Origin of the sequence: Nonomuraea jiangxiensis, from assembly GCF_900099965.1 — a bacterium.
Classification (GTDB): domain Bacteria; phylum Actinomycetota; class Actinomycetes; order Streptosporangiales; family Streptosporangiaceae; genus Nonomuraea; species Nonomuraea jiangxiensis.
Window position 1 is genome coordinate 126344 of record NZ_FNDJ01000007.1, and the last position, 13908, is coordinate 140251.

Here is a 13908-nt window from a genome sequence, read left to right on the forward strand (position 1 = left end):
GGTGCTGTGCTCGGGAGGCGCCCTCGTTCGGGCGCGAGGCCGGGGGCCGCTTCGGGCGTGGGGTCAGCCGCCGTGCCTGGGGCGGCGCCACCGCAGCGGAGCTCGCGGGTAGCCGCCGTCATCCAGGTCGGCCAGCCGCTCGAACAGGTTGTACGACGCCTGGTGGCCGCAGAGCGCGACCGAGACGAGCATGGCGAGAAGGTAGAGCGGGAGCATGGGCAGCCCGACGCACCAGGCCCACTGGGTGGCGTGCCGGCCCTCGTGGCGGAGGAGCCGCTCGTCCAGCCGGTCCCACTTGGTCAGGACGACGTTGCCCACGGTGAAGGCTCCCGCGATGGGAAACCGGTAGCGGTAGCCGACTGCAAGGATGAGACCATTGGGGCCGGATTGCCTGGTCGCGCGGCCGATGACCGAGATCAGCAGACCGAGCGGAGTGGCGAGATTCAAGTAGTTCGCCGCACGCCGGAACCGGAAGCGCCTGTCCATGCGTCTCACCCTTGACCGATCTTGACAAGTTGGATAAGCATCCCAATGTCCTGAAATCTCCCACAAAGAGCAGGATTATGAGATTCTCCATCCTGGGCGCGCTACTCGGCACCGTCGCACTGGCAGGCGCCGGCGGAATTGCGATCACCCAGACGTCAGCGTCCGATCCCCTCCCATCCTCTGACGGCCGCGTCAACGTGCTAGGCGCGCGAGTGGCTTTCACGACCACCGACCCGACCACAGACCCGACCACAGACCCGACCACAGACCCGACCACAGAGCCGACCACCGAGCCGACCACCGAGCCGACTCCGAGTCCGACCCCGACGACGACGCCCACGACCGAGGATTACGCCGCCACGACCAAGGTGGTCAAGCGCAGGGGCGTTTCCTACCTGGATGTCTCCATCACCTCGGCCGGCGCGGCCTTCTTCTCCGTGAAGCAGCGGGTGTGCCGGGGCAGGTCGTGCAAGACGGCCGACACCGACATCCCGGTCACCGCAGGCGAGGGCCAGGCCACGCAGAGGCTTGGCTGGGGCACGTACAAGAAGCGCGGGAAACCGAGCGTCGAGATGATCCCCCTGCCGACGGTCACGGTGACCGAGCAGGTGCCGGTTCCCGGCCCGACGGTGACGTTCACCTGCCAGCCGAGCGTCGAGCCGACGGATCCGACCGCCGTACCGACTGATCCGACGAACGTCCCGACGGACACGGCCTCGCCGCCGGTCACCGAGACCCCGACCGAAACGCCGACAGAGACCCCGACAGAGACCCCCACCGAGACCCCCACCGAGACTCCGACCGAGACCCCCACCGAGACGCCGACCGGCCTTCCCACCGACACTGTGTCCCCGACGGTGGCGCCCACGGAGGAGATCCCCACGTGTCCGCCGGCGGAGCCGACCGGCCTGCCGACCGAGGAGCCCACTGACTTCCCGACGGACACCGCGTCCCCGACCGACACCAGCGTCCCGACCGACACCGCGACCACCGACCCCACGGAAACGGCCACCACTCCCGCCCAGTGACGCGGAGACGTGACCGATGAGCCGGGCCAGGCCCCACGTGCCTGGCCCGGCTCATGCCCGGGGTCCCGCCGCACCGGCGGCCCCTAGAGGCTCTTGTACCGGCCTCCGTGGTAGATCAGCGGCGCGCCCTCGGACGGCGTTCCCAGCGCGGTGACCCCGCCCACGACGATGGAATGGTCCCCGCCGTCGTGTACGGCCGTCGTGGCGCACTCCACCGTGGCGATGGCCCCGTCGAACAGCGCCACCCCCGACTTTCCTCGATGATGCGGCCACCGGGCGAGCTGCCCGTTCAGCGGCCGCCCCCGGTGGGCGTAGAACCGCGAGGCGTCCTCCATGGAGGCGGGCAGCACGGACACGCCCCACACCCCGGCCTCCAGCACCGCGCCGTGAAACCGGGAGACCTTCTCCGCGCAGAACAGCACGAGCAGCGGGTCGAGGGACACGGAGGTTAAGGAGTTGACCGTCATGGCGTGATCCACGTCACCGAGCCTGGTCGTGACGATCGCGACTCCGGTGGCGAAACGGCCGATGACCTTGCGATACGTTTCCGGATCCGCATGCCGCTCGATCGAATGCACGAAATTACTTTATGCCGCTACAGAGGATTCTTCGGATACCCACGCAACAACCATGATCCGCTGCTTGACGAGGGCGAAAGCAAGTAGGCCGCGACGAGCCCCGCCAAGCCCCCGTACAAGTAGAGGTATCCGGCAGCCCCCTGAGCGATCACCAGATCGCCGGACCGGAGTTGCAGCGTGAACGGCATCGTCACCAGCAGCCACCCGACCGCCGTCGTGAAGGCCCCGAGCCGGGCACGCATCAGCTTGCCCGCCGCCAGGCACACCCCGAACAGCGCCAGCACCCACACCCCGGCCGCGACCGGGAGCGGGCCGAACTGCCACACCGGATGCGTGAACCCGCCCACGACTCCCATGACGACCCCGAGCACGAAGAGCATCCCGTACGCCGCCCCGCCCAGGGCCGACTCGGCCTGGCTGCGATGTTCCATGTCGAATGAGGTTAGTCGATGCCCGCGAAAAGATCGTTCTCGCGGGTGTACGGCTCCCCCAGGCCCCCGGCCTCCACGGGCGGCCCGGGCACCGGCGGCCCCGGCACCCCGAGGGCCAGGGTGAAGTGCTCGACCCCCATCGCCTCCTGCCCGACGTTGTTGGACAGGGCGAACCACGGGTCGGTCACGGTGATCTGGGTGGCGTGGGCGCGCATGGCGTCGAGCTTGTGCCGCAGCCACCCGCGGGCGTCGATCTCGGTGGTGACGTCCTCGTCCACGCAGCCGAACGGCATGTCCTCCACGCTCTCCAGCAGGAAGCCGACCTGGGCCACGCTCAGCGCCTCCGCCGAGCGGCGCATGACCGACCTGGGAACGGCCGTGTGGTAGAGCTTGGCGATCTGCCACGGCTCGCCCGTGCCGAAGCCCTCCTTCGCGGCCAGCTCGAACGCCCTGTGCGAGACGCGGTGCGCCTGGATGTGGTCGGGGTGACCGTAGAAGCCGTTGTCGTCGTACGTGACGAGCACCTGGGGGCGTATCTCCCGGATGACCTTGACCAGCTCGCCGGCCGCCTCGTCGAGGTCGGCACGCCAGAACGCGTTCGGGGCATCGTTGCTCGCCACGCCCATCATGCCCGAGTCCCGCCAGCGTCCCGGCCCGCCGAGGAAGCGGTGGTCGGCGACGCCGAGCGCCCGGCAGGCGGCCTCCAACTCGCCGATCCGGTACGGTCCGAGCGCGTCGTCCCGGTCGGCGGCCAGGTGGGCGAGCTCCTCGGGGATGATCTCGCCCTCCTCCCCGAGAGTGCAGGTCACCAGCGTGACGTGGGCGCCCTCGGCGGCGTATTTCGCCATGGTCGCGCCGGTGCCGATCGACTCGTCGTCAGGGTGGGCGTGCACGAGGAGGAGCCGTCGCTCAGTCATGCCCCGAGAGTAACAACGACGGGATTGCTGGCAGGATTGCCCCATGAGTGAAAGCTTCCCCCGTCTGTCTGCCAGGACCCGCCGGTTCACCCTCGGCGTGCCCAGGAGCTTCACGATCTCCCCGGACGGTGGCCGGGTGATCTTCCTGCGCACCATGTCGGGCACGGATTCCGTCACCTGCCTGTGGGAGCTCGACACGGAGACGCACGTCGAGCGACTCGTCGTGGATCCGCGCGGGCTCCTCGCCGACGACGGGGAGGATCTGCCGCCGGAGGAGCGGGCCAGGCGTGAGCGCAGCCGGGAGGCGGCGGGCGGCGTGGTGGCCTACGCCACCGACTCCGGGGTCACCAGGGCCGCGTTCGCGCTGTCCGGCGGGCTGCACGTCGTGGATCTGGCGAGCGGCCAGGTTCGGCGGCTGGAGACGCCGGGGGCGGTCATCGATCCCCGTCTCTCTCCCGACGGGCGGCATGTCGCCTATGTCACCGAGGGCACCCTGCGCGTCCAGGACCTGGTCACGGGCGGGGACCGCGCGCTGGCCACGCCGGAGTCGGAGACGGTGACGTACGGGCTGGCCGAGTTCGTCGCCGCCGAGGAGATGGACCGGATGCGGGGCTACTGGTGGGCGCCGTCGAGCGACGCGCTGCTGGTCGAGCGGGCCGACGAGGCCCCGGTGCGCACCTGGCACATCGCCGACCCGGCCAACCCTGCCCGGCCCGCGACGGTCCAGCGCTATCCGGCCGCCGGCACGCCCAACGCCGTCACCGAGCTCTACGTGCTGGGGCTCGACGGGTCGCGGGTCGCGGTGCCGTACGCGGAGGAATACCTGACGACGGCGGCCTGGGACTCCCACGCGCTGTCGATCGTGACGCTGACCCGCGACCAGCGGACGATGCGGCTGTTCACGGTCGACCCGGCGACCGGCGCGGCCACGCTCGTGCGCGAGGACACCGACCCGGCCTGGGTCGACATCGTCGCGGGCGTGCCCGCGCACCTCGACGACGGCTCGCTCGTCTGGGTGGCCAACTCCGAGGGCGGCCACCGCCTGTTCGTCGGCGACCGACCGGTCACGCCCCCCACGCTGCAGGTGCGGGCCGTGCTCGACGTCGACCACGACAGCGTGCTGTTCAGCGCGAGCGGCGATCCGACCGAGATCCACCTGTGGACCTGGGACGGGCATTCGCTGCTGCCGGTCTCGACCCGTTCCGGGGTGTTCTCGGGGCGGATGTCGGGCGGGGTCGGCGTGCTGACCGAGCAGAGCCTCGACGCCGAGGGCGTGTCCACCACGGTGGTGCGGCGCGACGGCGTGGCGGTGCCGATCCCCTCGGTGGCCGAACGTCCCGGCCTCGACCTGCGCGTCTCCCTCGGCCGTTCCGGCCGTCGCGAGCTGGCCACCGCCGTGGTGCTGCCCTCCTGGCACGAGCAGGGCTCGCGACGGCTGCCGGTGCTCATGGACCCGTACGGCGGGCCGCACGCGCAGCGGGTGCTCAACCGGCGTGGCGCGTTCCTGGAGAGCCAGTGGTTCGCCGAGCAGGGCTTCGCCGTCATCCTCGCCGACGGGCGCGGCACCCCCGGCCGGGGCGTCGACTTCGAGCGGGCCGTGCTCAACGACCTGGCGTCCCCCGCGCTCGATGACCAGATCGACGCCCTGCAAGGCGTGGCCGAGCAATACCCCGACGACCTCGACCTGACGAGGGTGGCCATCCGCGGCTGGTCGTTCGGCGGCTTCCTGGCCGCCCTGGCGGTGCTGCGCCGTCCCGACGTGTTCCACGCGGCGGTGGCCGGTGCGCCGGTGACGGACTGGCGCCTGTACGACACGTGCTACACCGAGCGCTACCTGGGCCACCCGGACGAACAGCCCGAGGTGTACGAGAAGTCCTCACTCTTCGCGGACGCCGCCAAGCTGGAACGCCCGCTGTTCCTGATCCACGGCCTCGCGGACGACAACGTGGTCGCCGCCCACACGCTGCGCCTCTCGTCGGCCCTGCTCGCGGCCGGACGCCAGCACACCGTCCTCCCGCTCTCCGGCGTCACCCACATGACGCCCCAGGAGGTAGTGGCAGAGAACCTGCTCCTGCTCCAGGTGGACTTCCTCAAGAAGTCCCTGGGCGGCCCCTGGCCCGACCACCCCTGACGCCATCCACCTCACCCCCCTGACAGGACCCCTACCACCACCGGAAACCCACCACCACGGGACACCAGCAGGGGACGTCACCAGCACGCGACGCCACCAGCAAGGGACCCCATTAGCACGGGACGCCCTCAGAACGAGACCCCATTAGCACGGGACCGCAGTAGCACGGGGACGCCCTCAGAACGGGACGTCTCTCAGCACGGGGATGCCCCCAGCCTTGGGATGCCCCACCACGGGACATCACCCAGCACGGGGCATCCCTCGGCACCAGGCATCCCTCGGCAGAGCCGTCCCCCAGCACGAGCCGTCCCCCAGGCCACGGCTGGTCCACCTCTCCTGGAGCCCACCAGGACAGGTGTCCAAACGACTAGCCGGCCCTGGGGACCGTCCGTTTCCGGATCGGACCTTGGTCCGTCAACCCGTGGTTTGATCTACCACCACCCAAGACCAAACCCTGGTCCGACGCGAGCCCACCCACCGCTCCGGCATCGTGAGCGGCATGCTGAAACCCCTCACCACCACCCTGACCCTCCTGACCTTGGGCCTAAACCCCCCAGCCGCCACCACAGGAGCCACCGAAACCACGACCACCACCACCGGGACCATCACCACCGGCACCGACACAAGCGCCACCGGCACCATCACCACCAGATCGAGCACCACCAGGACGGGCGCCACCAGGACGGGCACCACTGAAACCGGCGAGGCTGAAACCGTCACCACTGGCGCCACCGGCATCAGGACCACTGCCACCCGGACCACCGGGAGGGCCGCACAAGCATGGACTCCATGCCCCAACGACAAGATCGGCATGGAGTGCACCGACCTCCAGGTCCCCGTTGACTGGCGAAAGCCCGACGGCCGCAAGATCACATTGAAGCTGGGCCGCCTGAAGGCCACCGGCCCCGGCCCTTCCAAGGGCTCGGTCCTGCTGGCCTACGGCGGCCCCGGCGCCCCCGGCATCGCCCTCACCCAGACCGCCGCTGCCAACTGGTGGACCGACCTGCGCAAACGCATGGACATCGTGACGTGGGACACCCGCGGATACGGCGAGCAGCACCAGGGCCTCAGCACCGGCCTGCAGTGTGCCTGGACCCGCATCCCCATCCCCGACTCCCCCGCCGACGACGCCGACTTCGGCCGCCTGTCCGACACCAACCGCGGCTACGCCGAGGCCTGCCGCCTCAAAGACCCCGAGCTGTTCGCCAATATGAGCTCGGCGGACCAGGCCAGGGACATGGAGGCGATCAGAAAGGCCCTGGGCGACGACAAGCTCAACTTCTACGGCGCGTCCTACGCGGGCTTCTACGGCCAGTCCTACGCTCGCCTCTTCCCCGGCAACGTCCGCACGATGGTCCTCGACGGCACGTGGAGCCACAGCGCCCCTGACTGGACCACCGAGCTGGTGGAGATGGCCAAGTCCAACGAGCAGCACATGCAGCGCTTCTTCACCTGGTGCGCCACCAACGACTGCCGGGACATACCCGCCCTCTGGCGCAAAGTGATCGCCCGAGCGGCCCGCACCCCCATCCCCACCAAGACCCCCAACGTGGCCTACAGGACTCGCGACCTCCAGTCGTTCGCCCTGTTCCTGGCCCGCCAGGGCCCCTCGGCCTGGCCCAAGCTGGCCGAGGCCATCCGCAAGTCCGCCGACGGCGACGCCTCCGACTTCGTGCCGGCCAGAGGCGCTCGCTATCCGGACCAGACAACAGGCGTCACCGAATGCACCGACTGGCCCCGCTTCGCCACCCGAAAGGAGCAGATCGCCACTACCAAGCGCGTCCTCCAGGCCGCTCCCAACACCGGCACCGCCAACACCCTGGCCTCCGGAACCCTGAGCTGCATCGGCTGGCCCGTCCCCGTCACCAACCCACCGGCCCCCCTCCCCAAGGGCCTACCGCCCCTGCTCGGCGCAGGCGCCTGGGGCGAGTCAGACGCAGTGGACCGCGTCCTGTCCCAGGTCCCGGGCAGCACCACCATCCACCACGACGGCCCAGGCCACACCCTCTACGGCACCAACCCCTGCGCCCGCACCCACATCAACCGCTACTTCACCAACGCCACCCTCCCCCCAAAGAAAACAGCCTGCTGACCCCCACACCACCCTCCCCCTTAAGCCGCCACGCTGTGCTGGGGGTTGCGGCGCCCAGAGAGGTGTCTGGGGCCCGCTGTGCTGGGCGTGGCTGTGCCGGGGTGATGGTTCTGAGGTGAAGTGCCTGGGGTGATGGTGTCCCGGGGTGATGGTGTCCCGGGGTGATGGTGTCCGGGGTGATGCTGTCCGGGGTGAGGCGGGTGTGGTCAGGCTGGGATGTGGTCAGGCTGGGGTGTGGTCGACTTGGGTGGATCACCGCCAAAGCCCTACACAACGCCGGACGCCCACCCCAACATCAAGAACAGCAAAAGCGGAGCCTTACCGCCAAAGACCTACGCAACGGCGAACGTCGACCCCAACATCAGGAGCGGCGAAAGCGGGGCCTCACCGCCAGGGCCTTGCATGACGGCGTGCGTCGGGTCCCGGTGTCAGGAGTGGGTGGAGGTGGGGGTGCCGTGCCAGCTGGCCCAGAGGGCTGCGTATGAGCCGCCCTCCGCCACCAGCTCCTCGTGCGAGCCCAGCTCGCTGATCCGTCCGTCCTCGACCACGGCCACCCGGTCGGCGTCGTGGGCCGTGTACAGCCGGTGCGCGATGGCGATCACCGTACGCCCGTCCAGGACGGCGGCCAGGGAGCGCTCCAGATGTCTGGCCGCCCGGGGGTCGATGAGCGAGGTGGCCTCGTCCAGTACGAGGGTGTGCGGGTCGGCGAGCACCAGCCGGGCCAGCGCGAGCTGCTGTGCCTGGGCGGGTGAGACGGCCAGTCCTCCGGAGCCCACCTCGGTATCCAGGCCGGACGGCAACCCCTGCACCCAGTCGAGTGCGTCCACCGCCTCAAGCGCCTTCAGCACGGCCGGGTCGTCAGCGTCCGGCCGGGCGATGAGCAGGTTGTCGCGTACGGTCCCCTTGAACACGTGGTGCTCCTGGGTGACCAGCGCGACGTGCCCGCGCAGGTCGTCCAGGGGCAGCTCGACCAGCGGCACCCCGCCGACGGACACGTGCCCCGTACGCGGCCCGTGGATGCCCGCCAGCAACCGCCCCAACGTGGACTTACCGGCCCCCGAGGGCCCCACCATGGCCAGCCGCTCCCCGGGCTGCACGGTGAGCGAGACGCCGTGCAGCACGTCGCGCCCCTCCCGGTAGGCGTACCGGACGTCGGAAGCCTCCAGCGCCTCCCCCGAGGGCTGGGCGGCGGAGGAGGTCGTACGGTCGTCGGGCACGTTGGCCACCCCGAGCAGCCGAGCCATGGCCGCCCCGCCCACCTGCAACTCGTCGATCCACATCAGGAACCTGTCCAGCGGATCGATCAACTGCTGGGCGTAGAGCAGGCCGGTGGCCACCTGGGACAGCTGCACCCACCCGTTGGTGTAGAACAGCCCGCCGACCAGCAGCGTGGCCACCACCGGGATCACGTAGCCCAGCTCCACGGCGGGAAACCACAAAGTACGCAGCCCGAGGGTGTAACGCTCGGCGGAGTAGGAACGCCGGATGTCGTCGTCGGTACGGGTGCGCCGCCGGGCCTGCAACCCGAGCGCCTCCACGGCCCTGGCACCCTCGACGGTCTCGGCCAGGCCCTCCGTCATGTCGGCGTAGGCGGCGTTCTCGCGGAGGTAGCCGTCGCGCGCCCGCTTCAGGTACCACCGGGTGGAGATGTAGATCACCGGCACGGCGATCAGCATGGGCAGCATGAGGGACGGGCTGACCAGCAACAACGCGCCCAGCGTGATCACGAAGGTGACCAGCGCGATCAAGGTCTCGGGCACGGCCAGCCGTACGGTGCGCGACAGCGAGTCCACGTCACGGGACGTCCTGGTGATGAGGTCACCGGACCCGGCCCGTTCGACGGTGGACAGCGGCAGCCCCAGCACCCGTGCCACGAACTCCTCGCGCAACTCGGCCAGCACCCTCTCGCCGAGCCTGGCGGAGGCCAGCACCGCGTACCGCATCAGGGCGCCCTGCAACAGCAGGAAGGCGCCGATGGCGGCGGCCACGACGGCGACGTTGACCTGCCGGCCGTACTGGACGTCCTCCACCAGCGCGCCGAGCTGCCACGGCACGACCAGGCCGGAGACGGCTGCTAGCCCGTGCAGGGTCAGGGCCAGGGCGAGCTGGCGCGGGTATTTCAGGGTCAGCCGCCTGGCGTAGGCACGCACCTGTTTCTGATCGGCGACCGGCAGGATTTCGCGGGCCATGAGTCAGTCCTCCCCACGAGTGACGGTCGCCGCGTATGCGGGCGAGGTGTCGAGCAACTGCCGGTGCGTGCCCTCGGCCAGCATCCGCCCGTCCTCCACGTAGATCACGTGGTCGGCACGGTCGAGCACCAGCGGGCTGGTCGTACAGACCAGCGTGGTCTTGCCGGCACGGGCCTTGCCCAGCCGGTCGGCGATGCGGGCCTCGGTGTGGGCGTCCACGGCGCTGGTGGGCTCGACCAGGATGAGCACCTCGGGATCGGCCAGCAGCGCCCTGACCAGCCGCAACCGCTGCTGCTGCCCGCCGGAGAACTCCCGCCCGGCCTCGGCCACCCGCGCGTCGAACCCGTCGGGCAGGGCCTCGACGATGTCGAGCGCGCAGGCCGCGTGCAGGGCCTGGCGGACCTGCTCGTCGGACGCGCTGCCACGCACGTCGAGCTCGTCGCGCAGCCTCCCGGTGAACAGCCGCGCGCCGTTGTCGGCGACGAGGATCCGCGAGCGTACGTCGGCGACGGGCAGGGCCGCGAGCTCGGTGTCGCCGAAGGTGACGTCGCCGGGCGCGTAGCGGCCGAGCCGGTCGGCGACGGCGATGGCGTCCTCCGGACTGGCGGCGGCCAAGGCGGTGAGGGCGCCGGGCTGGAGGGTGACACCACTGTAGGAGTCGCGCAGCACCCCGCCCTCGCTGCCGGCCGTGCCACCGGTGATCTCGGGCTCGATGGACAGGATGCGGATCACCCGCCCGGCCGCGACATGGCCCTTGGTGATCTTGTCGGCGGCCTCGGTGAGCGTGCGCATGGGCCCGATCAGGAACACCGCGTAGAGATAGAACGCGACGAGTTGCCCGGTTGGGATGTCCCCGGCGACGGCGAACGAGGCCCCGACGCCGGTGACGATCGCGATGAGGACGCCGGGCAGCACGATCTGGGCGCCTTCGAGCACCGACTCGACCCCGGCCACCCGTACGCCCGCCCGCCGCGCCTGCTGCGACTCCTCGTGGTAGCGCTCGGCGAAGACCTGCTCGCCGCCGATGCCGCGCAGCACCCGCAGCCCGGCCACGATGTCGGCGGCCCTGGTGGACAGGTCGCCGGTGAGCTGCCGCTGGTGGTGCTGCCGCCGGTGCAGCGGCCGCAGCAGCGGGCCGACGGCGACGGCCATGAGCGGCACCCCGAACAGCACCAGCAGCCCCAGCGGCAGCGAGGTCGAGATGAGGATCACGGTGACGGTGACGATGGCCACGACCGCGCCGGTGCCGCGCAGCAGGATGTCCATGGAGCTGCCGATATGGGCGATGTCGGAGTTGCCGACGCTGACGACCTCGCCGGTCGAGAGCCGTTTCGGCAGCGTGGCGCCGAGCCTGGCGGCCTGCCTGGTGGTCAGCTGCACCGTACGGTAGGCGGCGGCCAGCCAGTTGTAGACGGCCATGCGATGCCGCATGATCCCGGTGAAGGCCTGCACCAGCCCCAGCCCGAACAGGATCGCCGCCCACCTCACCAGGGCCCCGGTGTCCTTGGCGGTGACGGCCTCGATGCCCTTCCCGAGCACGGCCGGCATCAACGCCTGCACCAGCCACCACAGGGTCGCGAAACTGATGCCCGCGAACAGGGACGGCGCCTGACGCCGTGCGTTCCACCAGAGATAGCGGATCGGGCTGCGGATGTCGGGCACGCCGGGATCGGCGTCGGGAAGGGAGCGCATAGCCTCACCAGCCTGGCCTGTCCGCCCGCTGTCCGGCAAACCATTTTCCCCAGCTAGGAAGCCCGGCGACGCCGTGATCCGAGCTCCTCCCAGCCCACTCGAACGCCCCCGAAACCCCACCCACACGGCCATCCACGCAAGGGCTCAACGAACCCAATATCTACCATCCGCCCCACCAGTGATATCCGCCACACCACACACAGGACAGCGGGAACATGAGGGATCTTTACAAGGTGCACCCGCCGCCCGGGACGATCCTCCCTGGGCCATCCCCGTTCAGCTCCCTCGGGTCCGCGATTTCCGCCTCTTTGGGCCTTTTGTCCCAGCCTTACATCGTGTATCGGTCCTGCCTCCGACCGCGCGCCGGGGCCTCCGGCAGGGCCGCCGGTAGGCCAGAATCGACCCTTGTGAAGCACGGGTACACCAACAGCACGTTCGGCGACGGCACCCTGGTGATCAAGTGTTACCAGGGTCCGGAGGCGGCGTTCAGGCTGAGCACGGAGAGCAGATACCTGCGCCGCCTGCGCGGTCGCCTCCCGGTTCCCCGCGTCCACCAGGTCACCGAGACGAGCCTGACCACCCGCTTCGTCTCCGGCGCCCACGGCCAGGACCTCCTGGACGAGGGCCGCGCCATCGAGGTGCTCACCGAATGCGGCCGCCTGCTGGCCCGCATCCACCGGCTGGGCATCGTGCACGGCGACTACGGCCCCCAGAACCTGCTGTTCGACCCGGCCACGTTCGAGGCGACCGCGATCCTCGACTGGGAGTGGGCCCACCCCGGCCGCCCCATCGAGGACCTGGCGTGGTGCGAGTGGATCGTCCGCAGCCACCACCCGGAGCACGTGCCCCTGCTTCCGCACTTCTTCACCGCGTACGGCGACCTCGTGCCGGAATGGCCGGAACGCCAGGCGGCCATGGTGGAGCGCTGCCACAGCCTGATCGACTTCTGCGCCCGCTGGGAGCCGGGCGGCGGCGGCGAGAAGCTCTGGCGGCAACGCCTGGAGACCACCGCCGCCTGGACGGAGTGACCCCGTCGCCGGCTCTGACCCGGCTGTCGCCCCGACGAGATGACCCTCGTGGACGCGGGCGCCCGAACCGGGCCTACCGCAGCTCCCTGACCAGCGCCACGGCCTGGTCAATGAGCCCCTTCTCCCGCTCGTTCACCCCCCGGTCGGCGGCCCGAAGTGCGCCGGCCCGGTCGAGCGCGCCGGTGAAGTCCATGGCCGCACCGAGCCCGTCCAGCAGTGCGACCAGCCCCGCACGAGCCGCCGGGGCCAGCGCGCTCTCGCCGTCCACCGCCACCTGCGCGAGGATCAACGCCGACATGGCGCAGTCCAGCCCGGGCGGACCCTCCCGGGCGTTGCACCAGTCGATCACCATCGGACCGCGCGGCGTCAGCATCACGTTCTCCGGGTGCAGGTCCAGATGCAGCACCCGGTCCCCGGGGTCGGCGGACACCCGGGCCGGGATCCGGTGCAGCCGCAGGAGCAGCCGCGCGAGCGTGTGCCCGGCTTCCTCGGCCGTGATCGTCCCCTCGATCATGGCCCTGAACATCGTCGGCCCGGACAACCGTGCCATCACCAGATCGGTGACCGGCCCGTCTCCGGGATAGACCTCGGGTACGGGGTAGCCGCGCGCGCCCACGTACGCCATGACCGCGATCTCGCGCCGCGTGTCGATGCCGGACCGGTAGCGGCGCAGCACCCGACCCTCGTCGATCGCGTACACGTCGGCGCTCCGCCCCGACCCCAGTAACTCCATGCGTTCGAGGCTACTGATCGCCGGCCCGCTCCAGCTCGGCCAGCGCGGCGGCGTGGTCACGTTCCATGGCGGCCGCCAGCTTCCGCGCCTCGGGCGCGCCTCCCGAGGTCTGCTCGCCCTTGGCCACCAGTACGAGCTGGTCCAGATGCGCCCGCACCAGCGTGACGAACCGCCGGTCGAAGGCGTCGTCCCGCAGGGCGGTCAGGGCCCGCAGGTCGTCGGCGGTGGGCATGCCCGGCATGTCGTGCTGGGCATGCGGGTTCTCGCCGGTGACCCCGGTCCGCGCGAGCAGAGCCCGCAGGCGCCCGCGCCCGGTCTCGTGCTCCTTCCTGAGCCGGACCGCCAGTTCGGCCAGCTCCCGGTCGCCCGAGCGCTCGGGCACGAGCGCCAGCAACGGCAGCGCACGGGCATGCAGGGCATCGGCGAGCTGCAACCACGCCACATCGGTCGTGGTGAAACGCGCGCCGGAGGCCGTACCAGAGCTCGGGGCGGAAGCCGTACCGGGGGTCGGGGCGGAGGGGGGCGCCCCGGCGGCGGCCGAGCAGCCGAGGAGCAGGACGGACAGCAGCAGGAACACGAAGGCCCGGATCACTGGCGTTCCAC

12 protein-coding genes are annotated in these 13908 nt (G+C 70.7%); 4 read left to right on the plus strand and 8 right to left on the minus strand.

Features of this window, described 5'->3' with window-relative positions:
• Positions 1–63: 63 nt before the first annotated feature.
• The gene (locus BLS95_RS17085; protein ID WP_090932285.1) at positions 64–486 is read right to left on the minus strand and encodes a hypothetical protein; all 423 of its coding nucleotides are present in this window, start codon (positions 484–486) and stop codon (positions 64–66) included.
• Between the two features lie 11 nt (positions 487–497).
• Between BLS95_RS17085 and BLS95_RS17090 the strand changes: the two genes are divergently transcribed.
• Positions 498–1514, plus strand: coding sequence for a hypothetical protein (locus BLS95_RS17090; protein WP_143043747.1), 1017 nt, complete (start codon positions 498–500; stop codon positions 1512–1514).
• A gap of 83 nt (positions 1515–1597) precedes the next feature.
• On the opposite strand, the gene BLS95_RS17095 is transcribed toward BLS95_RS17090, so the two are convergent.
• Genes BLS95_RS17095 through mshB form a run of 3 tightly spaced genes read right to left on the minus strand, consistent with a single transcriptional unit; the run spans position 1598 to position 3440 of the window.
• Complete coding sequence (locus BLS95_RS17095) at positions 1598–2092, minus strand: flavin reductase family protein (protein ID WP_176993233.1); 495 nt, start codon at positions 2090–2092, stop codon at positions 1598–1600.
• Positions 2093–2109: 17 nt separating this feature from the next.
• Entirely contained in the window at positions 2110–2523 is a 414-nt protein-coding gene (locus BLS95_RS17100; RefSeq protein WP_090932289.1) for a DUF6113 family protein, read from the minus strand.
• A gap of 11 nt (positions 2524–2534) precedes the next feature.
• Positions 2535–3440, minus strand: coding sequence for an N-acetyl-1-D-myo-inositol-2-amino-2-deoxy-alpha-D-glucopyranoside deacetylase (gene mshB, locus BLS95_RS17105; RefSeq protein ID WP_090932291.1), 906 nt, complete (start codon positions 3438–3440; stop codon positions 2535–2537).
• A gap of 43 nt (positions 3441–3483) precedes the next feature.
• Here mshB and BLS95_RS17110 point away from each other — a divergent pair, with 43 nt between their 5' ends.
• Together BLS95_RS17110 and BLS95_RS17120 are read left to right on the plus strand one after the other, a co-directional pair.
• Positions 3484–5571, plus strand: coding sequence for a S9 family peptidase (locus BLS95_RS17110; RefSeq protein ID WP_090932293.1), 2088 nt, complete (start codon positions 3484–3486; stop codon positions 5569–5571).
• A gap of 499 nt (positions 5572–6070) precedes the next feature.
• Complete coding sequence (locus BLS95_RS17120) at positions 6071–7663, plus strand: alpha/beta fold hydrolase (protein ID WP_143043748.1); 1593 nt, start codon at positions 6071–6073, stop codon at positions 7661–7663.
• Between the two features lie 428 nt (positions 7664–8091).
• Here BLS95_RS17120 and BLS95_RS17125 read toward each other — a convergent pair whose 3' ends face one another.
• Positions 8092–9852 carry an ABC transporter ATP-binding protein gene (locus tag BLS95_RS17125; protein WP_090932299.1) on the minus strand — a complete coding sequence of 587 codons (1761 nt, stop codon included), beginning with the start codon at positions 9850–9852 and terminating at the stop codon, positions 8092–8094.
• 3 nt (positions 9853–9855) lie between these two features.
• Positions 9856–11544 (minus strand): ABC transporter ATP-binding protein, encoded by a 1689-nt coding sequence (locus tag BLS95_RS17130; protein ID WP_090932301.1) that lies wholly within the window; start codon positions 11542–11544, stop codon positions 9856–9858.
• Between the two features lie 407 nt (positions 11545–11951).
• Here BLS95_RS17130 and BLS95_RS17135 point away from each other — a divergent pair, with 407 nt between their 5' ends.
• Positions 11952–12572, plus strand: a complete 621-nt coding sequence (locus BLS95_RS17135) for a phosphotransferase (RefSeq protein WP_090932303.1) — start codon at positions 11952–11954, stop codon at positions 12570–12572.
• Positions 12573–12645: 73 nt separating this feature from the next.
• Here the strand turns inward: BLS95_RS17135 and BLS95_RS17140 are convergent, their stop codons facing one another.
• Together BLS95_RS17140 and BLS95_RS17145 are read right to left on the minus strand one after the other, a co-directional pair.
• Positions 12646–13305 carry a phosphotransferase gene (locus BLS95_RS17140; protein WP_090932754.1) on the minus strand — a complete coding sequence of 220 codons (660 nt, stop codon included), beginning with the start codon at positions 13303–13305 and terminating at the stop codon, positions 12646–12648.
• Between the two features lie 10 nt (positions 13306–13315).
• Positions 13316–13897 carry a DUF305 domain-containing protein gene (locus BLS95_RS17145; RefSeq protein WP_090932305.1) on the minus strand — a complete coding sequence of 194 codons (582 nt, stop codon included), beginning with the start codon at positions 13895–13897 and terminating at the stop codon, positions 13316–13318.
• Between the last annotated feature and the right edge of the window lie 11 nt (positions 13898–13908).

What these genes read in the sequence shown, in the direction of transcription:
- BLS95_RS17100 (WP_090932289.1), bottom strand. Translation starts at nt 2,523, where the DNA reads ATGGAACATCGCAGCCAGGCCGAGTCGGCCCTGGGCGGGGCGGCGTAC.
- BLS95_RS17120 (WP_143043748.1), top strand. Translation starts at nt 6,071, where the DNA reads ATGCTGAAACCCCTCACCACCACCCTGACCCTCCTGACCTTGGGCCTA.
- mshB (WP_090932291.1), bottom strand. Translation starts at nt 3,440, where the DNA reads ATGACTGAGCGACGGCTCCTCCTCGTGCACGCCCACCCTGACGACGAG.
- BLS95_RS17130 (WP_090932301.1), bottom strand. Translation starts at nt 11,544, where the DNA reads ATGCGCTCCCTTCCCGACGCCGATCCCGGCGTGCCCGACATCCGCAGC.
- BLS95_RS17125 (WP_090932299.1), bottom strand. Translation starts at nt 9,852, where the DNA reads ATGGCCCGCGAAATCCTGCCGGTCGCCGATCAGAAACAGGTGCGTGCC.
- BLS95_RS17140 (WP_090932754.1), bottom strand. Translation starts at nt 13,305, where the DNA reads ATGGAGTTACTGGGGTCGGGGCGGAGCGCCGACGTGTACGCGATCGAC.
- BLS95_RS17085 (WP_090932285.1), bottom strand. Translation starts at nt 486, where the DNA reads ATGGACAGGCGCTTCCGGTTCCGGCGTGCGGCGAACTACTTGAATCTC.
- BLS95_RS17110 (WP_090932293.1), top strand. Translation starts at nt 3,484, where the DNA reads ATGAGTGAAAGCTTCCCCCGTCTGTCTGCCAGGACCCGCCGGTTCACC.